The organism is Cyanobacterium sp. uoEpiScrs1 (genome assembly GCF_947331815.1).
Classification (GTDB): domain Bacteria; phylum Cyanobacteriota; class Cyanobacteriia; order Cyanobacteriales; family Microcystaceae; genus Rippkaea.
Genome location: NZ_OX373462.1, coordinates 1502121 through 1522996 on the forward strand (window position 1 = coordinate 1502121; position 20876 = coordinate 1522996).

The 20876-nt window shown below is 31.2% G+C and carries 13 protein-coding genes; 8 read left to right on the forward strand and 5 right to left on the reverse strand.

Annotated elements, in window-relative coordinates; all coding sequences use genetic code 11:
- Nucleotides 1–73: 73 nt before the first annotated feature.
- Entirely contained in the window at nucleotides 74–1114 is a 1041-nt protein-coding gene (locus OXU93_RS05265; protein ID WP_324126939.1) for a hypothetical protein, read from the reverse strand.
- 652 nt (nucleotides 1115–1766) lie between these two features.
- Between OXU93_RS05265 and OXU93_RS05270 the strand changes: the two genes are divergently transcribed.
- Complete coding sequence (locus OXU93_RS05270) at nucleotides 1767–2489, forward strand: WecB/TagA/CpsF family glycosyltransferase (RefSeq protein WP_267383015.1); 723 nt, start codon at nucleotides 1767–1769, stop codon at nucleotides 2487–2489.
- A 112-nt stretch (nucleotides 2490–2601) separates the two neighbouring features.
- Here the strand turns inward: OXU93_RS05270 and OXU93_RS05275 are convergent, their stop codons facing one another.
- Entirely contained in the window at nucleotides 2602–3768 is a 1167-nt protein-coding gene (locus OXU93_RS05275; protein WP_324126942.1) for a pyridoxal phosphate-dependent aminotransferase, read from the reverse strand.
- 146 nt (nucleotides 3769–3914) lie between these two features.
- On the opposite strand from OXU93_RS05275, the gene OXU93_RS05280 reads away from it, so the two are divergent.
- From OXU93_RS05280 to OXU93_RS05300, 5 genes are all read left to right on the forward strand, one after another.
- Nucleotides 3915–4664: a DUF561 domain-containing protein gene (locus OXU93_RS05280; protein ID WP_267384809.1), complete on the forward strand. Its 750-nt coding sequence runs from the start codon at nucleotides 3915–3917 to the stop codon at nucleotides 4662–4664.
- 1335 nt (nucleotides 4665–5999) lie between these two features.
- Nucleotides 6000–6227 (forward strand): hypothetical protein, encoded by a 228-nt coding sequence (locus OXU93_RS05285; protein WP_267383017.1) that lies wholly within the window; start codon nucleotides 6000–6002, stop codon nucleotides 6225–6227.
- A gap of 146 nt (nucleotides 6228–6373) precedes the next feature.
- Nucleotides 6374–8128 carry a peptide ABC transporter substrate-binding protein gene (locus tag OXU93_RS05290; protein ID WP_267384810.1) on the forward strand — a complete coding sequence of 585 codons (1755 nt, stop codon included), beginning with the start codon at nucleotides 6374–6376 and terminating at the stop codon, nucleotides 8126–8128.
- Between the two features lie 1006 nt (nucleotides 8129–9134).
- A complete protein-coding gene (locus OXU93_RS05295) occupies nucleotides 9135–10103 on the forward strand; it encodes an ABC transporter permease (RefSeq protein WP_267383019.1) in 969 nt (322 codons plus the stop codon).
- 1158 nt (nucleotides 10104–11261) lie between these two features.
- Complete coding sequence (locus tag OXU93_RS05300) at nucleotides 11262–11903, forward strand: phosphoribosylanthranilate isomerase (protein ID WP_267383021.1); 642 nt, start codon at nucleotides 11262–11264, stop codon at nucleotides 11901–11903.
- 1463 nt (nucleotides 11904–13366) lie between these two features.
- On the opposite strand, the gene OXU93_RS05305 is transcribed toward OXU93_RS05300, so the two are convergent.
- From OXU93_RS05305 to OXU93_RS05315, 3 genes are read right to left on the reverse strand one after another with little or no spacing between them, the layout of a single operon-like run.
- Complete coding sequence (locus OXU93_RS05305; RefSeq protein ID WP_267383024.1) at nucleotides 13367–14965, reverse strand: type II CAAX endopeptidase family protein; 1599 nt, start codon at nucleotides 14963–14965, stop codon at nucleotides 13367–13369.
- Between the two features lie 52 nt (nucleotides 14966–15017).
- Nucleotides 15018–16589 (reverse strand): ArnT family glycosyltransferase, encoded by a 1572-nt coding sequence (locus OXU93_RS05310; RefSeq protein WP_267383027.1) that lies wholly within the window; start codon nucleotides 16587–16589, stop codon nucleotides 15018–15020.
- 5 nt (nucleotides 16590–16594) lie between these two features.
- Nucleotides 16595–17776 carry a hypothetical protein gene (locus OXU93_RS05315; RefSeq protein WP_267383029.1) on the reverse strand — a complete coding sequence of 394 codons (1182 nt, stop codon included), beginning with the start codon at nucleotides 17774–17776 and terminating at the stop codon, nucleotides 16595–16597.
- Nucleotides 17777–18275: 499 nt separating this feature from the next.
- On the opposite strand from OXU93_RS05315, the gene OXU93_RS05320 reads away from it, so the two are divergent.
- Both OXU93_RS05320 and leuD read left to right on the forward strand, forming a co-directional pair.
- On the forward strand, nucleotides 18276–19622 hold the full coding sequence (locus OXU93_RS05320) for a histidine phosphatase family protein (RefSeq protein WP_267383032.1): 1347 nt from the start codon (nucleotides 18276–18278) through the stop codon (nucleotides 19620–19622).
- Nucleotides 19623–20260: 638 nt separating this feature from the next.
- Entirely contained in the window at nucleotides 20261–20854 is a 594-nt protein-coding gene (gene leuD, locus OXU93_RS05325; RefSeq protein ID WP_267383034.1) for a 3-isopropylmalate dehydratase small subunit, read from the forward strand.
- The last annotated feature ends 22 nt before the right edge of the window (nucleotides 20855–20876 follow it).

A 20876-nucleotide genomic window follows, 5' to 3' on the forward strand; every position in this document is an offset into this window, starting at 1 on the left:
TTTGTAGTATTTCCTCCCTATTTGTTCAAAATATGTGTAGTAAGTCAAATCAGCTTAGCTAACTTTGATTGTTTTAAATTTGAGTTTCCTGTTGAAAAACTTTCCCCTTTCCCGTTGGATTATCAACATAGTGCCATCTCTGCTCATTTAACTCAATCATGGGGGGATCAGAGCTTTGCTTTGCCTGGGAAATCCGTTTATAAAGAGTAGAATCACTAATACCTAATTTCTCGGCCATTTGAGATCTCGTAAGGACCATAGACTTAGAAAACTCTTGATTGGTTATTGTCATTGGAGTTATATTCTGTGTTTCTAATTCAGTGGCTACTGTTTTTTTCTCAATTATTAGACTGGGCTTATCAGGTTTTTGGTGTTTAACAAAAAATTTTTTGTTTTCCTGGCTAGAATGCTGTTCTACAGATGGCTTAAGAGGTTTTCGATAACGAGGTATCCTTTCAGTTGGCAGTTCAAGATCTTCAATCCATCCCCAACAGTTACGAGAAGGAATAAATTTAAAAATAGCTTGAATAAACCAGCGTTTGGGTAATTGTTCCTTCGGAATTTTAGGATTAAATTTAAAGGGACGTGAATCATCATTACGGCGCATCAATACAGGAAGATGAGAAGCTTTAAATTTCCCTTGAGGATCCGTAGCATTAGAATTTCTATAGATTGAGAGCACTGGTGTTCTTAGTTGAGGAACAAATTGCCAAATCCCTCGAAACTTAAAAATTCCTGGGGTTTCCTCCCATTGATTTTCTTCTCCCCAGGCAGCAACTTGAAAGCGAATAATAGGGTCTTTCCTTGGAATCAGCAGACACTTAGGATAAACTCGCAGATAAATAGGACTCTCAGGAGAATTGCTATGTTGTTTCAGCCAAGCTTTGTAGCGATAGCCAGGAAAGAATAAACTATAATTTTTTCCTGCAATAGTAAGAGCAAATTTTCCCTCTTCCTCTTGGTGAGGAGTCCCATAAAGAGTGCCAATTGCCTGAAAAAGGGGAGGTTGCCCTTCGGTATCAGAAACAGATTGAGAGTCATAATCAAGGATTAAGGGAGGTTGCTGCTCGACTTTTTGGTAAGTTTGATGAGAGAGTTCGTTGGCGGCAGGCATAAGTAATAAACTTCATAATCGGCTGAATTTGTCCCATTATTATAGACCCGATAAACAAAGGATTTTAAGGATCGTTAAGGATGGGCCACATACTTGGGAAAGTGGAATCAAATTGGAGTTAAAACTTCTATAGCTTTAGTTTTGTTGAAGCTTTATGAGTTTCATGCGTATAGTTCAGTTGACCCAAAATAGCTGAACGTATTCTAATATGACTAAATTTACAGAGTTTAAAGGCTATGCGAAATAGTCCATTAATTACACTGTCTAATTACACTATATAACTAACTATTTTTATATTCAGACTTACTTAAGGTAAAATTTCGACAAGAAATCTTCAAAAACTTAGTTGACTACTGTTTTTACTATTTTTAATAAATGTTACCGAATATGACTCGTCAGAGAGATGGTTGATTATTATTTACATAACTATACTATGGTTAACTTTAATGTATCTATTTTAGGTAAGATGATATCATACGAGTAAATCTTAATCTTTATGTAATAAACTTTACTGACTAACTTAATGAAATTTTCTTCTTAATAGAAAAAGAATTATTTAATATAGTGGTTAGCTTTAAAAGAAATACAAAAAAAGCAATTTTTTCAGTAATTATCTGAGCAGTAGAAATTCTAAATACAATTTCATATATTTATGCTAACTCCCCCCCCCTCATTTCCTATTCTCAATGTTTTTGTACATCTCCTTGATGATTATTCTTCCTGGCTCCTTCAATGTCTTAATCATCATCAAGGAGTTCATGTTGTGACTCTTAACGCAGAGATGGCTATGTTGGCTGAAAAAGATTCCTCGGTGACAGACATTATTCGTAAAGCGGATTTAGTAGTTCCTGATGGAGCTGGTGTCATCCTGTATCTTAGGCTGCGCCAACAAAGACAACAACGATGTCCGGGGATTGAACTTGCAGAGTCTTTACTTAGAGAATTAGGGTCTCGAGAAAATTCTCCTTTAATTGTTTTTTATGGAGGGAAACCTGGAGTTAGCCATGCGGCAGCAGACCAATGGTGTAAGAAACTTCCCAGCATTTCTATTCTTTCATCCCATGGCTATTTGTCTTCAGAAGAAGAGAAGCTATGGAGACAAACCCTCTTAGATAAGCAACCCCAATTAATTCTTGTAGGGTTGGGGGTTCCTCGTCAGGAATTTTGGATTCAGCAACACCGTCATCTGTCCCCTCGGGGGATTTGGATTGGGGTAGGTGGAAGCTTTGATATTTGGTCTGGTACCAAAGCTCGGGCTCCCCAGTGGTTGAGAGACAACAACCTAGAGTGGCTCTATCGTCTATATCAAGAACCTTGGCGTTGGCAGAGAATGTTGGCCTTACCTCGGTTCTTTTTAAGATCACTGATCCATTAAGTAATGACTACCAAGCGATTATAAAATTATTTTATAATAATAATTTTGGAACTACTTTTCTCCTATTACGATCAAATTTTTTATGAGACATAGCAATTTTCCTTTTTATAATTTAAAGACTGCTAACAAATGTAGCTAATCTATCGATTCCTTTTTCAATAGAAATTAAATCTGTAGCATAGGATAAGCGAATACAATTATCTGCTCCGAATACTTTTCCTGGAACAGCTGTGACATTTTGAATCTCTAAAAGTGCGCTACAAAAATCGAGGGAGTTCATTTCAGTTTGACTAATATCCGCAAAAATATAAAAAGCCCCCATGGGGATCGGACAGTTGAGATGAGGAATTGACATGATTCCGTCTAACATAACTTGACGACGTTTAGTAAACGCTTGTAACATTTGCTCAACAGAGTCCTGAGATTCTTCTAAAGCTGCAATCGCTCCATATTGAGCGAAGGTACACACGTTAGAGGTACTATGACTTTGTATAATATTAGTTGCTTCAATTAATTCTATAGGCGCAGCCAAATATCCTACACGCCACCCTGTCATTGAGTAGCTTTTAGCAAAGCCATTACTAATAATTGTACGATTAAAAATCTCGGTACTTACTGCTCCAATGCTGAAATGTTCTGCTTCATCATAGAGAATCTTTTCATAGATCTCATCGGCAACCACCCATAAATCGTTCTCTATAATGACCTCAGCTAACGCCCTAATTTCCGTGGCAGAATAAACAGTCCCAGTCGGATTAGAGGGAGAATTTAAAACGAATAGTTTTGTTTTCGGGGTAATTGCTTGACGCAGTTGACTTGGAGTAATCTTATAGTTTGTTTCTGTCGTTGTTTGCACAATCACTGGCGTCCCCGTTGCTAATTTAACCATCTCTGGGTAACTTAACCAATAGGGAGCTGGAATGATCACTTCGTCTCCAGGATCAATCAAAGCTAACATTAAGTTAAATAAAGACTGTTTACCTCCATTCGTTACGATTATATTGTCTGGAGTGTAGTCTAAATTGTTATCTATACGTAATTTGTTGGCGATCGCTGCCCTTAGTCTAAGTTCTCCTGCCGCCGGACCATACTTGGTTTTTCCCTGATTTAAAGCGAGTTTGGCTGCTTCTTTGATGTGTTGCGGGGTATCAAAGTCAGGTTCTCCAGTACTAAAGCTACAGATATCAATACCTTGTGCTTTCATTGCCTTAGCTTTTGCGGCAATTGCAAGGGTAATTGATTGAGATACTTTCCCCACTCGTGTTGCCAGTTTAATCATTCGATTCGATATTCTCAGGCCAAACAAATAATGATTTTATTCATGATATCGTCTCCCTGGAAGTGTATCTCAGGTTTTAACGAAGACTTTCTTAACGTCATAGGAAAATGGCACAATAAACTTATTAGAATTTACCTTAAATGTCTATGACTATGCATCCTCAATTACAAACAGCCTTGGCTCAACATAAAGCACTTAAAGTGATTAGTGGGTTAAGCAATTTCGATGCAACGAACGTTACGGCTATTGTTAAAGCGGCCCAAGCCGGTGGCGCCACTTTTGTGGATATTGCTGCGGATGAGGCATTAGTACGTCATGTACGTCAATTAATTGATTTACCGATTTGTGTCTCAGCAGTTAAACCAACGTTGTTTGTCGAAGCAGTTAAGGCTGGAGCCGATTTAATTGAAATTGGTAACTTTGATGCTTTTTATGCCCAAGGACGGCGATTTGAAGCAGAGGAAATTTTAGCTTTAACAAAAAAAACCCGCTTTCTTCTTCCTGAAACTACCCTTTCTGTAACGGTTCCTCATATTCTTCCTTTTGATGAACAAGCTCAATTAGCTGAGCGCTTAGTAGAACTTGGGGTTGATATTATTCAAACCGAAGGGGGGACTAGCAGCAAACCCACTCATGCAGGAACTTTGGGTTTAATTGAAAAGGCCGCCCCCACTTTAGCTGCTGCTTACAGCATTTCCGATGCAGTATCTATTCCAGTGTTGTGTGCATCAGGGTTGTCTTCCGTAACTATCCCTATGGCAATCGCAGCTGGTGCGTCCGGAGTGGGAGTAGGATCAGCCATCAATCGACTCAGTGATGAAGTAGCGATGGTCGCTGCAGTTCGCTCCTTGGTAGAAGCACTAGCTACTACCAGCCCAGCTACAAACATCAGTTAAATACTCCCTATTTTGAGGAATAGAGACGTTTTGTTCAAGCGTCTCTATCGTTATTAATCAGTTAAATAACCTAAAAATAAAACCGAGTACAAATACGATTAAATTCTAAAATATTTTCACATTCAAGAAAATATAAAAACGTTAAAATTTAGAAAAAAAATACTTCACCAATTACCACTAAATTAATATTTTTGATATCATAAATGCTTATTCAAGTGTACTAAAATTCAAGACTAACTAAACTATAAATTTTAACTATAGTTATGAACTAATTTATTTTCTCAAATAGCAAATAAATTCATAAATATTTAGGCTTCATATTATTATTGTGTTTTAATCAATTAAATTGGATTTAAGCTCATTACTTACCTTATTTTTTGTTGGACAAATAAAAATCAATTAAATTCTTTATATAAGTAAAAAATTATGATTTTGACTAAAAAGATAGAGTTATTAACTTCATATTTTTAAATCAATAATTAATATATTAATTATTGATTTTTTTATTTTAAAAAATATTGCAAAGTAAAAGTAGTTAGTATTAATACTAATACCAGTTATTAACTATAGAAAATACAGACTTAAAAATAAACTAGTATTTTTATAGAAAATCCATTTTATATTTAATATATTTATTAAATATAAAATATTTACTTTGACTAAAAGTATTTATTGATTTATATCCTACTAAAAATTTTATAATATTTTATAAAATCAAGATGATTATTCTAATAATAAGTTATATTAATTATTCAGTTTTTAATGTTAAAAATATAGAAAAAATAATTACAAAGAGTAATATATCTACGGTCTATCTTTTTAAGGTCATCTTAGCCACAACCTAATATAATTCTAGTTTTATATTATCTAGCTTATGACAATTTACAAAATATTATTCCAGGACACAAGTTGCCCAACATGCATAATTCAATTTTAGCAATATATTTAAGAATTCTTACTAAAAGTCATTATTATCTTTTTTCTTTTTCTTTCATATCGGAATATTGTCTTTGCTCTTTTTTGTCTATTTTTCTATTCTTATTTAAGTCTGGAGATTATTCTGTACTTTGACTAAAATCAATCAAAACATAAAAAATCAAGACTTTTATGTATGAATAATCGTCGATTATAATCTTAACTTGCTTTTGTTTATGGTTAACCTTATGAGAAGGAATAAAAAGTTTTTTATCATTATAATAATTTTTTTATCTAGAATACGAAAAGTAAAAGTAAATTGATTAATATGACAGTCAGCAATTCTAGCAAAATTGCTGACTGTCATTTATCTTATCCTTGAAATGATTGCAACTTAAACAGATTTTAAAAATTTTATTTATGAATACTTCGATAATGAGGCAACTTTGGTCTATAGTGGAGGAAAGCCCTGCTAAAACCTTAATTAATCTAGATGACTCGGATTTAGTGAGTCAATTGCTGAATAAACTTAATGCACAATACTCCTTGTCTTCGGAAGATTTACAGGTCATAGAAGTTTATTTTAGTTCTAAAACCGTTTTAATTAAAGACATTGCCCGTTCTCGTTTAGAAAATATTTTCGACTGACCTATTGTTTAGCACTCACTCTTTTGACAAAGTAACCATGGTTGGCAACTTTCACGATTACCCATCCCCACGTTGTGTTGAAACCATGAAAGTGTCAAAATGGAGTACTTTAGTCTGTCCCGTTTAAGGAGCCATAACTTATAGTGATGAGGAAGTCGTTAAGGGATTGTTTTTCAGTTGTATCAGTCCTGCTATCCGTGGGAGTAACGTTTTTCCTATTGGCTTGTAGTCGCCAACAGGAAAATTTAAGTTCTCAGATAATACCTCAAGGACACAGTGAAACCCTAAATCTATTATACTGGCAGGCCCCTACCATTTTGAACCCTCATCTTTCCACGGGATTTAAAGATTCTGAAGCTAGTCGTATTACATTAGAACCCCTCGCTAGTTATGACAATCAAGGTAACTTGATCCCATTTTTAGCCGCTGAGATTCCCTCAAGAGACAATGGGGGAATCTCTCCTGATGGCAAGTCGGTGACATGGAAGTTAAAAGAGGGAATCAAGTGGTCAGATGGAACCCCATTTATGGCTGATGATGTGGTGTTTACCTATCAGTTCGTTACTAATCCTAAAGTAGGTTCAACTAGTGCCAACAACTATGTTAGTATCGAGACGGTTAAAGCGATAGATAAAAATACGGTAAAGGTAGTTTTTAAGAAATCCAATCCAGCTTGGGATCTCCCTTTTGTTGGAGGAGGAGGAATGATATTACCTCGCCATCTTTATAAAAACTATAACGGTGAAAATGCACGGCAAGCGCCTGAAAATCTGATTCCTATTGGTACAGGTCCTTATAAGGTCGTGGAATTTAAACCCGGGAATGTAGTAGTTTACGAAGTAAATTCTCATTTTCGGGAAGTTGATAAATTAGGGTTTAAGAAAATAAAATTAAAAGGGGGTGGAGATGCTACCTCTGCCGCGCGGGCAGTTTTACAAACAGGAGATGTAGATTATGCTTATAATCTACAGGTTGAAGTTAATATCCTAAATCAATTGGCAGCAGGTGGAGCTGGAAAAATAAAATCTATTTTTGGGGGCACTAGCGAAAGAATTTTAATTAATTTAACCGATCCAAATAAAGCAACAATAGAAGGAGAAAAATCTAGTTTAAAATTTCCTCATCCTTTTTTTCAAAGTAAGCAAGTAAGAGAGGCTTTTAGTTTAGCAATAGATCGAGATACTATCGCTCAACAGTTATATGGAGTAACTGGAAAAGCTATATCAAACTTTTTAATTGCTCCTCTACAATACAATTCTCCTAATACAAGTTACGAGTTTAATCTGGAGAAGGCATCACAGTTATTGGATAAGGAGGGGTGGAAGGACTCTAATAATAATGGAATTCGAGATAAAAATGGAATAGAAATGAAAATAGTGTTTCAAACATCAGTAAACCCCCTACGCCAAAAGACACAAGAAGTTATTAAGCAGGGATTACAAAAAATAGGTGTAGGGGTTGAACTAAAAAACGTTGATGCAAGTATTTTCTTTTCTAGTGATCCATCGAACAATGATACGGTAGAACATTTTTATTCTGATTTAGAAATGTTTACGACAGGAAATACGAACCCTGATCCTAGTACCTACATGAAAACCTATATGTGTGATACCATTCCTCAAAAATCAAATAATTGGTCTGGAGATAACTATTCTCGGTATTGCAACCCAGCATATGATAGACTATGGCAACAAGCAGTCCAAGAATTAGATACTAAAAAACGGCAGAAAATTTTTATTGCAATGAACGACATGCTGGTTAATGATTTTATTGTAATTCCCTTAATTCATCGAGCTGATGTTGTTGGAATTAGTACTAGCATTCAGGGATTTGAATCAACCCCTTGGGACTTTAATACATGGAATATTAAAGACTGGAAGACATATGAAGTTGACTCTTAACTCGAGTATCAATAAATAATGTGAAATTCAATCGTTAACCCTTACTGAGATAGTAAGGGAACAACAGTTTAGATAAAAAATGCCTGAGAAACATTATTTAGCTCGAAGTACTTATCTTTTTAGACTAAAAAACTGACTACTTTTGTCTTTGTATTAGAAAAAGTCTCAGAGAGGAATATTTTAAGGAGATAGGCTCTGTGCTCACTACAGCAGCTAAATTTAACTTTAATAAACAAATTGCATTTTCCAAAACATACTAGATTAGTATAAGTTATAAATTGATAATTTGGATAGTAAAAATATAAAGCAAAAGGAAGAGAAGAAAATAAACATTAATAAGTAAACTATCCCCAAAATCATTCTAATAGTTAAAATATTGAAATTTTTATTAAATGGAAAAGTATATTTATCTTGAGGGAGTTTGGGGATAATAAAAATGATGTTGTATAAATAAGTACGGATAATACCATCTGTATTTTAGCTTAAAATATAGAAACATATGGCTGATTAGATAATAAAAATTTATTTGATATTTACCTTAAAAAATTTTTTTTAGTAATAAGGGAGCTATGAAATAGATTATATATATCTTTTCATGAACTTGGAGCAGGATTGAAGTCAACTAAAAGAAAGTTTAGGAGTCTAGTTCTATAGATAGAAGACAGGCTACTATAATAAGCTAGGTCCTTGAATGGTAATATGTATGTGGATTTATTAGAATACTCATATGACAAACTTTACATAATTAAATTTTACTGCTGAAATTTAACTATGCCGAATAACGAACATCTAGCTAAAGTGGCAGATTATTTTATAACAAAAAATAAAAAATTACCCATAGTAGGGATTTAAAAAGTATTGTTAAATTGTTATTATATTTGATGTTCTCTTACAAAAGTAATTAAAAATTTAACTAATTATCATTGGACAAGTTTACCGTATTTTTTTAGAGTGGTATGTATAATAGTTAAATTGCATAAAACTCAATCTGTTAGGTTTTTAAAAAATGATATCTTACTTAATTAAGCGTTTATCAACTGCTATTCCTACTCTACTTGTTATTAGTATTGTTATTTTTACTATTTTAGCTTTGGCTCCAGGTAACCCACTGGGAGAATTCGCTTCTAATCCTGCTATTACGCCAGAGATAAGAGAAAATATTCGTAAAAGTCTAGGATTAGATCAACCAATTTATATCCGTTATACTAAATGGATTTTAGCTTTTATTCGCGGAGATTTAGGCTATTCATTCACCAGTAAAAGCCCAGTTATTGAGCTGATTATGCAACGAATTCCCATTACATTATGGGTTACTGGAACTGCTTACCTCTTTAGTTTTTTGATTGCCTTTCCCTTAGGAATCGTTGCTGTCTTAAAGAGACATTCATGGATAGATCAAGTTGCAACTACTTTTACTTTCCTGGGGTTTTCTTTGCCAACTTTTATAACAGGATTGTTATTTATTTTAATATTCAGCGTTAAACTAAGATGGCTTCCCTTCATCTACGATAGCACGCTACAAATAACTAATTGGTCAAGTTTTATTGAGCAAATCAAACAATCTATTATGCCGGTTTGTGTATTAGCTTTATATCAATCAGCGATTTTAATGAGATTTTTCCGTTCAGCTATCTTAGATGAACTTTCCCAAGAATATGTCCGCACTGCCTATGCTAAAGGATTAGGTAGTTTTACTATTTTAAACAAACATATCTTACGGAATGCCATGATCCCTGTTATAACCTTGATAGCTTTAGATATTCCTACAATTTTTACTGGAGCATTAATTACAGAACAGGTGTTTCATGTTCCCGGAATTGGGGCTTTATTAATCGAATCTATTTATCGTGGTGATACTCCGGTAATTATGTCCATCACCTTTATCTATGCAATTTTAATTCTTATTGGCAACTTTATTGCTGATTTTACTTATAGTTTTTTAGATCCACGTGTTAAGTTAGATCTAAAAAAATAATTGTATTAGCTATGTATATTTTTCTTGATTATTGATACTTTTTATATAAATATTTTGATGACCTATTATAAATATAGACAGTATATCAGTTCTTACTCATTATTTATTTTAGATCAATGATTAAGTATTAGCCAAGTATTGATTTCTGTCATAATTCATGGTTTATATCTATTAGCAATTAGGTACTGAATGAACTTTTTTATATTTTGTGTCCAATCTATTTACTCAGTAATTAATTGAATATTATTTATTTTAATACTATATTGCTGTTAAACTTTGATTAAAAAAATAAAAAATATTGATAAATCTTGTCTCAGATAATCCTAGTTATTAACATAATTTTTTATTATGTTTTAGCTTTGGAAATTATAGTTTTAGAGGAATAATTATTTTACATATAAATATTATTTAACCTAGTTAATCTCATGATAAGTTTTATTAACTGGTTAAAGTCTTAATTTTTTTACTTATAGAGAAGAATTCTTCTAGCAATTGGACTCATTGATTGACAAAAGATTATTCTTATGTGAAGATATATTTATATTTTATGTTCAATGTAAGTTAAATAAGCAATGCTAAGATGCTATAGAGATTATCTTAATCAGTCTGTCTTGAGTACAGATTTTATTAATTACTAATTTGATTATTTCCCACTTCTAATTATCACGGTGAGTTTTTATTTTAGATAATGACGTGAACTCTTAACATAATAAAAATGGTTTTACCGTTAATTTTGACACCCAATACTTAATAGTATACGAGGATGTTACTGCTTTGATAAAATACAGCTAAAGTAATCACTATATTTTAAGTTCACAAGATAAAAAGTTTTTGAGGATCATTAAAAATGATATACTCTTATTTATAGAATATCGACATTAAAAAACTAGAACAAGACAAACTTATAAAATAAGAAAATATCACCGAGCTCTTATATTCTAAAAATTGAAATATTCGACAATGAGAGTAGGAAGATTAACAATAATTAGAATAAATCTTTTTAACAAATTCTAAACGATAGTATCTAAGGCAATTGCCTAAGCCTATAAAATTAAGTCTGATAGTTTGGATACAAAGCAACTCCTGCATTTATCAACGGTAATCAATGCTAGAAATCATAAAATTTACTTTAGTTTAAATACTTAAAATAGCAGCAACATGAGAATCAAGATTTGTGGAATCACAAAATTATCCCAAGGAAAAGCGATTGCTCAATTAGGAGCTACTATGTTGGGTTTTATCTGCGTTCACCGATCTCCACGTTATATTAGACCCTTTCAAATTCAAGCTGTGATTAAGGAACTACCAACAACAGTTGGTTGTATTGGGGTTTTTGCTAATGCTAGTTTATTGGAAATAGAACAAGTTCTCAATAAAGCAGAGTTAACTGGGATACAATTACATGGAGATGAGTCACCTTGGTTTTGTAGTCAAATCAAACAACGTTTTTCTCATGTTGAACTGATTAAAGCGTTTAGAATTAAGACTCCTCAATCCTTAAAAGTTATACCTGCTTATTTTGATAAAGTAGACACACTATTGTTAGATGCCCACCATCCTACTTTATTAGGAGGAACTGGTCTCACTTTAAATTGGGAAATTTTAGAAGGATTTGACCCACCTCTTCCTTGGCTATTGGCGGGTGGATTAACTCCTAATAATATAAAGCAATCTCTAACACGGTTACACCCGAATGGAATTGATCTTTCTAGTGGTGTTGAGTGCTCACCTGGTAATAAAAATTTAACAAAAGTAGCTGAGTTATTTACGTTACTTCAAAATATTAATCTTTTAGAATAAAATCCTACTAAATTTACTAGATAAAAATAAAAAAATTAATAAAGATTGTTATTAAAAAGAATAAGTTTGTCAAAAACAATAACTACTTATGTGGTTAGTATTATGAAAGTTATTGGCACAAAATAATACTGGAATCGATGTAATAACTTAACTTAATTAAATGATTAGATTGTTAATAAAATGGAAATAGCTTGATTGATTAAAACCTTCTATTCATTAGAGAACTCTTATTAACGTAATACTTTAAAGTATCAAAAATATGTCTTAGATAACAAGAGCCGTATATTTTGAATTAATTAAATCTTATTTGAGAAAAATATACTTTGTTTTTTTTAAACTGGTGTAGATGGAGTTTCCACTATAATATATAAATATTTTGACAGTATTTAGATGACTTAAGGATTAAGATTTAGTTTAAATTTATAAAACTGTAGTTTAGTTAGAACACCTGCTAAATTTATATTTAATTAGAAACAAATAAACAATCTTTTTGTCTATAATGGTAAAGTATTTGTACTACTACTATGTACAAAAATTTTTATTGTACTGAATAACGTATCACACTAAAAATTAGTAATAGACAGAGCGATAATGGAATCTATAGTAGTACAATTTATATATCAATTTTTTATTTTGTTTTTTAAACTTATTTTTATTCAGGATATTAACTAATAGTTAAATTACATCTGTAATATTAATAATTTTATAACTACATAATTATTAGTTTGAATATTTAATTATTGAGTAAATAAAAATAAAATCAGTCTCATTATATAAATTTTTTATAATGAGATAGATCATAAGATAATAATTACTAACCAATCAAACTAACTAAGTTAAAAAATAATCACTATTAAAGTTGACTTAGAACTAAAAACTTATTCTAAAATCATAAAAGTAAAATTTTTGTATTTGAATATCAAAGCCTAAAAAATCAAAATTTGTAGGTTAAATAAGTTTATAATAAATGATTGATATGTTAATCATTTATTATAAAAATAATTTTACTTATCATAAATAATAGTAGCAAAATAACTTTGATTTAATATCAAAAATAAAAAAATAGTTAAAAATTCATAATATTTATATTTAAATATATTAGCTAAGTAGTCAGTCTAATTAAATATCAATTTTGAGGTTTAAACTAAATTTAAATTACTTAAATATAAATATACTTATATCTAGCCACTCACTAACGAAAATGAAAAAGAAAATATTCTGTTTAATATTAGTCTCTAAATACACTGGTTTATAGCTTTTAGTCATCCTTTAATTATTATTTTTAATTTTCTTTATTAGCTTTAAGATAAACTTTTGTAGAAAGATAATTATTTATTATAATTAGTCCTAAAATAGTCTGACTGATATTTTTTATAAAAAATATCAGTCAGACTATTTTAAAATTTCTGTACTTATTTTAGAAATACTATTAATTATTTAATTTAAAAATACTCAGTTAGATACTACTTAATACTGCTACCTAATAAAAACAAATTTAACAATGTTCCGCTATTCCAAAGGCTATGAACTAACATAGAAGACAAAAGATTGCGCGACTTAGTATAAACTACTCCTAATACTATACCTAAAATCCCTAAAGGAAGCACTTCCGATAAGTTTAAATGAGCAAGGGCAAAAATGACACTACTTATACTAATAGCTGCCCAAACTGGAATATAACGAGTCAGAGAAGGTAGCAGAAATCCCCGAAACATAATTTCTTCATAAAAAGGAGCCGCGAGAGAAGCGGTGAAGTAGAAGATAGCTAGAACCACCTTATCTTGGGATTCTAATGCTAAAAATAATAAGGGATTACTACCACCTTGACCATCCCATATGTATTGATTAATCAAGGAGACAATAATTACCAAAGGTAAAGCAACTAAGTACCCCCCAACTCCCCATGCTAAACAATTACTTTTAAGCTTGAATCTAAACCAACCTTTTGGCAGAGGAAAATAGGATTTAATTGACCAGTAAAGTACGGAAAAACCAGCTAACGTCATAGATAAATAACTAACTAATATATAAAAGGCTTTTTGCCGTAGACTAAGGTCAGTAAGTTCAAATGGAAAAAAATTAAATACAACAGGAAATATAATTTGTCCGAAAAAGAAAAATCCCACAATTAAAACTTGCCAAATAGTTTCAGCATCCCAAGGAGATGTCCAAGATAGTCTTTTATCAATGTATAAAATAGACTCCTGTTTTTTAAAAAATAGTTGGGTCAATAGGAATATAAGTAAAGCAACCCCAATAATTCCTAATAATACTGGAATAATACTAATCCAAATCAATTTAATAATTGTTTTGTTTGCCTTTTCTTTTTGTCGATTTTCTAATGAAATTAGATCAGCTTGTCTATCTTGAACTGTGTAAAGCCTTTTTAGGGCTTGATAACTAAACCAACCGTTTAGATTACTTTGTATCTGCAACTCTGCATCTGGCAATATCTTAGGATTATCATTCCATAAATTTATTAAAATATTAGCAATTGTTCCTGTTTTAGAATCTAAATTGCTTGCGCTATTATCAGCTAACAATAGCTTCCAACCCTTAACTGCCCTTGATTTGTCTCCTTGTTTAACTATTAAAATTCCTAGTTTCAATTTTAAATTATTAATTATTTCTTTTTGACTATTAATATTAGTTACTAACTGCTCTTGATTTGCAGAATATTTTGAATTACCACTCGAATTTATAGAATGATTTTTAACTCCTAATAAAGTTGAATTATGAGTTATAAGATCAAATTTATTTTCCAGTTCATTTAAGTTATTCTGAGAGGTTTTAATAGCAGTTTTATATCTATTAGAAATTACTTTATAGGGATCTTTGCCAATTAATACATTTTTAAATTCTATAAAATTAAGATTAGTCTCAGCTTGACTAATCTTTGAGTCTCTACTAAAAAAACCCGAAGATTGTAAAACTAAATTAGTGTGATATAGCTCAAGATTAACCTGCACTTGGGGCTGGTTAATACTATCAATTAATGAAAATAATACAGGAATTAAAGAAATAATTGTTAATATCAATAAGATCCATCGTTTTGCCGACATAACTTTTACCTATCTTAAAAATGAAAATTTTAATCTAAACTTTTTATTACTACTAATACTTTTTAACTAGTATGAAGTCTTGAGTAGTACCCAAAATTTTATAGTCATCTAGGTTTAGATTTTTTAAAGCTAACGGATCTAAAAGTAAATAAAATGAAACATCTGCTGGTTTATTTAACTCTTCTAGATTCTTAGCTATCACTTGACGATCACTGTAAAAATCTAAACTAGTACGACTATAAGAATAGGATGTATAAACCACTGTATTAGGAGGAGTATTTTCTCGAATGAGAGTAGCCACAGGCTTCACGGGGAATGATTCATTCAGTTCCCAAATCCAAAAATTGGATATCACAAACGTACTCAAACTTAAATATAACCCAACAAAAAGAGTAAAGATAAAATTACGACTTTTTTGTAAAAAATTAACGTAGGATATAAATAGTGTAATTCCCATTAAAGTCGATAATACAACAATTTGAAAATCATTAGTTTTTATACTAAAATAGGTTCCTCCAATCAGAAATACAAAGCTACTAATAAATAGTATTACACCCAAAATATTTGGATAAGATTTATAAGGATTTTGCAAAAGCTTAGCTAAATATGCCCCTATAGCTAAGGAAAAGAAAGGATATACAGGAGTAATATACCATGGTAATTTAGTCTTCATTAGGGATATTATTACTATAAATAGTACAACTCCCACTAAAACCAATTTAGCCCAGCTTTGTTTATATTTCTTGACTGCTAAAATTAATCCTCCTGGAAAAAATAAAATCCAAGGAAAAGTATACTTTACTAGCTCAATTATATAATACCATATTGAACCTTGATTTCCTTCAACTGCAGTGGATAATCTATCAAAGTTTTGTTGTAAAAAGTGAATTTTAATAAATTTTTCTCCATACTCTATTATCTGAAGTGAATACCACAAAAAAACAGGAAAAAACCCTAGTATAAATCCCTTATAAAATACAAAATTATTGATAGTTTTTAATGATTTGTTCAAAAAACAAAATATACCTAAAATCACTCCCAAAGCAATAACTAAAATTCCTTTAGTAAAAGCAATTAATCCCAGTCCAACTCCCACTCCAATTATCCAAAATCGTTGATGATAAGATTGAAGTAAACAAAAAAAAGAAAAAAGAAAAAAAGTATTAATTGGTCCGTCTAACATTGCTAGTCGGCCATGACGAACCATAGGCAATAATGTTAAGTATACTAATGTACTGAGAATAGCTGTAAGACGCCTAGGAAAGATATTTCTTCCTATTAAGTATAATAAAGGAACACCACAAGCTGTCAAAAAAGTACAGGGAAAACGAGTTGTAAATTCATTAATTCCTCCAATTAAATAACTAACATTAATCAGCCAAATAATCAGAGGTGGCTTAAGTAAAAAAGGTTCGTTATGATAGGTCATATATAACCAGTTGCCACTTTTGTAAATATCCTTGGCAACGGTTGCATAATATCCTTCATCCCAATCCCGTAATGGTAAATTACCAAGTCCAATTAAATATATAATAAGAGCAGATGATAATAAAAATATAAACCAAAGTACATCCTGGTTTATATTTTTAACCCACTGTTTAAAGTTAGATGTTTTAGAGATCATGATGTTTATCTTGCTTTATCTGTTGTTTTATCTATCTGTCTAATAGAATAAAGATAATATTTTTCATTGTAAATAAAGGCTTTTTCAAATTTAGCTAAAAGCATAATTTCAAGATCGCTTCTTTTTATTTGTAATTGTCTATTTAAAATTAAAATTATATTTTTTTTATTCCCACCGTTTTTTATAAGCTGAACTATATTTATTAACATTTCTTTGTCATCAATATTTCTTCTTTGTTTATTAAATAAAACATAACTTCCTAATTTTTGGCTTTCTGGATAAAAAATTTTACGGTTAAGATAACCACTAATAGGAGCAATTGTAAAGTCTTCACTACCGACGATTGTCATTGATTCTAAGTTATTTTTTTGAATAAAGTTAGCTGTAGTGCGACTGGCAGAGTAAGGAATTAATAAATCTCGACTAAACGCAATGACACCAGCAATCAACTGAAAGCATAGAATAATTATCAAAAAATTATTTTTATAATAAGTTACAAACTTTAGTAAATTTAACGATAGTTTATAAAATTTTTGAGGGAGATAACGAAACAGATTAAGCAATAGTTCAGAATTGCAATAATAACTTTCTATCCATAGGGTAGAAATTAAAATAATGTATAAGTGTCCATAATGTCTCTGAGAACCTAAAAATTTTAGATACGTAAAAATTAAAATTTCTAGACTACTAACTAAATAGAAGAATAATACAATTGGTTTTTTAATCAAAATCGCTGATACAAACCATAGCAAACCTAAAGATAAAACTGTAAAAATGGTTAAATCTAGAGGATTACTATCACTAGGTATTAAAACTAAAATATAGCTTCTCCATATTCTTGTTAATGACTGGCAAAATCTAATCCAATCGAACTCAAAAAACCATTGACTTCCCCCTCCTTGCAGAGTGCTATCTGGTGGGGGAAGTAACATGATTCCAGCCAATATTACCCCTATACCAAAAATTATAAAAGCGATAATAATATTTCTGATTCCTGGTTTAACTTTGTACTGAAAGTCATCTTGGGTAAAATAATCACAAACTAATGTTAAAGCTAAAGATATGGAAATCATCAAGCAATAAGCATTAGTGTTAGCCATAAAAGCTAAAATTAAAGCCAAATATATATAATTTTTATGGCGGGTCTCAAAATAAGTGCAGAAGCAAAAAATAGCTATAAGTCCCAAAGAATAATTCCGGCTGATTAAAGTATATTCATAAAATGGTAAGTAGCCTAGTGAAAATAGTAATTTTTGCTGTTTAGTAAAAGGAGAATAGAAAACAAATAAAGTCAAACATCCAATGGCAATTAGCCAATGAAAAATCTGCATTATTATTGGATTGGGGCTCAACTTATTAAGTACCAATAAACAGATATACCAAAGAGCTGGATGTCCCTCATATTTGATATTGTGAAAAAAGTTTTCTAGAGAAACACTATCCCTAGCAATTAACCATCCATTAATTTCATCACGCCACATAGCATGATTTAGAATACCAATTAGGGTGCTGAAAGCAAAGCTAGTAACTAATAATAGATTGAAGTTATCTTTTGTAATTAAATTGAAGTTTAACCAATAACACCATTTTTTTACTATTGTCATACTCAAATCATAAAATTTAATTTAATTAGTCCCAGAAACCTGTAATCTAGAAACTGGTAATCCATAAAGAGGATATAAGACAGTGGCTACTCGCGTTATTATAGTGCGTCATGGACAAAGCAACTATAATGTTCAAAAGCTTATACAAGGTCGCAATAACGAATCAGTATTGACCGAAAAAGGTCGCCAAGATGCTCAAAAAGTCGGGAATAGTCTTAGCCCACTTTCCATTGATGTAATGTATTGCAGTCCCTTGCAACGAGCGCAAGCAACAGCTGAGATTATTCATAGTTATTTGCATTCTCGGCCGAGTTTGTCCTCTATTAATCAACTAATGGAAATAGACCTTCCTCTCTGGGAAAAGCAAAGTAAACTTGAGGTAGCTAAAAGATTTAAGACTGAATATCAATTTTGGAAAGAACGTCCCCATGAATTTAAAATGCTTCTCTCTACATCTGAAGGGGAAAAAGAACATTTTCCAGTCCTTTCTTTGTATCAACAGGCTAAGAAATTTTGGCATGAAATAATTCCTCAGCATCGGGAAAAAACTCTATTAATTGTTGCTCATAATGGTATCAATCGTTGTTTAATTATGAGTGCTATTGGAGTATCTCCAGAGTATTATCATTCCATTCAACAGTCTAATTGTTGCATTAATATATTGAATTTTAGCGGTAATTTTGGGGAATCAGTTCAACTTGAATCCTTGAATCAAACCTTCCATCTAGAAAACCCTATTCCTTCAACTCGTTGTGAAAAAAATAATTTACGCTTGTTGTTGGTTCGCCATGGAGAAACAGAATGGAATAGAGAATCAAGATTCCAAGGAGTTAGAGATATTCCCCTCAATAAAAATGGAAAAAAACAAGCGCAAAAAACGGCTAACTTCCTTAAAGGAGTATCATTGAATTTCGCTGTTAGTAGTCCCATGTTACGTCCTAAAGAAACTGCCGAAATAATTCTTCAATACCATGAAGGTGTTAAGTTAGAATTAAAACCCCAACTTCAAGAAATTTGTCATGGGCTATGGGAAGGGAAACTAGAATCGGAAATTGAAATAGATTTCCCAGGTTTATTAAATAAGTGGAAAGAATCTCCAGAAACGGTGCAAATGCCAGAGGGAGAGAATTTACAACAAGTATGGGATCGAGCAACCATCTGTTGGAATCAAATTGTAGAAGATTATAGCAATACTACCGAGGGTAAAACAGTTATTGTGGTTGCTCATGATGCTATCAATAAGGTAATTTTATGTCACTTACTAGGGCTGAAACCCAGAGATTTCTGGAATATTAAACAAGGGAATGGTAGTGTAAGCATAATTGACTATCCTCAAGGAATCAAAGGAACTTCTATCTTACAAGCTATTAATTTAACCAGCCATTTAGGATCTGGAATTTTAGATAAAACTGTGACTGGAGCACTATAATCGATTGTTGTTATATTATTTATGGCCTCATTTTTTTAAAGTGGGGCTTAGACTGTGAGTTAATCTAAAAGTAATAGAGAGACTTATAAACTTAGAAAACTGTCGATTTTTAGAATAAAGATTATGGATTCTTACAATAAATATATCTATTAAAAACCAGTGAATTATTACTTTTTAACTTAATTATTTAAGTGACTATTCTATTTACTATGTCTACTACTTATAAATAAAGCTAATTTTATGCACTCATTTTTAAGAAAATATTTTAAGTATTATTGTGTTATATAATAACAATATAATTGAAATATATTGTTATTATATAACATAGGCAATCCTTTAGTTAATAAACGAATAAAATGACAGCTAACTTAATAACTAAAATATAATTTTTGCCAATTAATATCAGTTAATTTTGGCTTTAGTTATAAAATTTATATTGTTAATATTTAGCAAGATTTTTGGCTTTTAAAAAATAAATAGAAGTATTTTAAACAAATTTCCTTCTACTTATACGAAGCTAAGTAGAAGGAAGTTGTTAATTATTCTAAAATAGTTGATGACTTAATATTAGTTTATCATAGGCAAAATGATAATAATAAGACAATAAAATATGAATTAATACCATTAGGAGTTAATCAATGAGTCAAGTACAAAATATCTCTGGATCAGGAATTCCCATTGTGGGAGATGATATAGATACTGATCGCATTATTCCAGCAAGATTTTTGCGTTGTGTTACTTTTGAGGGTTTAGGGGAGCAGGTTTTTGCTGATGATCGTGCCCAACTTAAAGGAGAACACTTTTTTGATTTACCTCAATATCAAGATGCTAAAATTCTTGTAGTAAATGCTAACTTTGGCTGTGGATCGTCAAGAGAACATGCCCCACAAGCAATCATTCGATGGGGAATTCAAGCTGTTGTTGGAGAGAGTTTTGCTGAAATCTTTTCTGGAAATTGTATTGCTAATGGAATTCCTTGCGTGATAGCTAGATCAGTAGATATTAAGAAGTTACAAACTTTGATTCAAGCCAATCCGCAACAAGAGATTACCCTTGATTTAACCGAAATGAAGCTTAGCACAGGGACGTGGAGGACTATAATTGAGATGGAAGCAGGTTCTCGAAAAATGCTTTTGGAAGGCACTTGGGATAGTTGTGGACAACTTGTTCAAAATATTGATAAAATCCATAAAATTGCTAGTAAACTACCTTATTTAGCCTGGAATTCTTAGTTTATACTTACTTAATAAGTAT

Bases quoted from the DNA above. Each gene is read 5' to 3' on its own strand.
- OXU93_RS05265 (WP_324126939.1), bottom strand. From the start codon at position 1,114: ATGCCTGCCGCCAACGAACTCTCTCATCAAACTTACCAAAAAGTCGAG.
- OXU93_RS05270 (WP_267383015.1), top strand. From the start codon at position 1,767: ATGCTAACTCCCCCCCCCTCATTTCCTATTCTCAATGTTTTTGTACAT.
- OXU93_RS05275 (WP_324126942.1), bottom strand. From the start codon at position 3,768: ATGATTAAACTGGCAACACGAGTGGGGAAAGTATCTCAATCAATTACC.
- OXU93_RS05280 (WP_267384809.1), top strand. From the start codon at position 3,915: ATGACTATGCATCCTCAATTACAAACAGCCTTGGCTCAACATAAAGCA.
- OXU93_RS05285 (WP_267383017.1), top strand. From the start codon at position 6,000: ATGAATACTTCGATAATGAGGCAACTTTGGTCTATAGTGGAGGAAAGC.
- OXU93_RS05290 (WP_267384810.1), top strand. From the start codon at position 6,374: ATGAGGAAGTCGTTAAGGGATTGTTTTTCAGTTGTATCAGTCCTGCTA.
- OXU93_RS05295 (WP_267383019.1), top strand. From the start codon at position 9,135: ATGATATCTTACTTAATTAAGCGTTTATCAACTGCTATTCCTACTCTA.
- OXU93_RS05300 (WP_267383021.1), top strand. From the start codon at position 11,262: ATGAGAATCAAGATTTGTGGAATCACAAAATTATCCCAAGGAAAAGCG.
- OXU93_RS05305 (WP_267383024.1), bottom strand. From the start codon at position 14,965: ATGTCGGCAAAACGATGGATCTTATTGATATTAACAATTATTTCTTTA.
- OXU93_RS05310 (WP_267383027.1), bottom strand. From the start codon at position 16,589: ATGATCTCTAAAACATCTAACTTTAAACAGTGGGTTAAAAATATAAAC.
- leuD (WP_267383034.1), top strand. From the start codon at position 20,261: ATGAGTCAAGTACAAAATATCTCTGGATCAGGAATTCCCATTGTGGGA.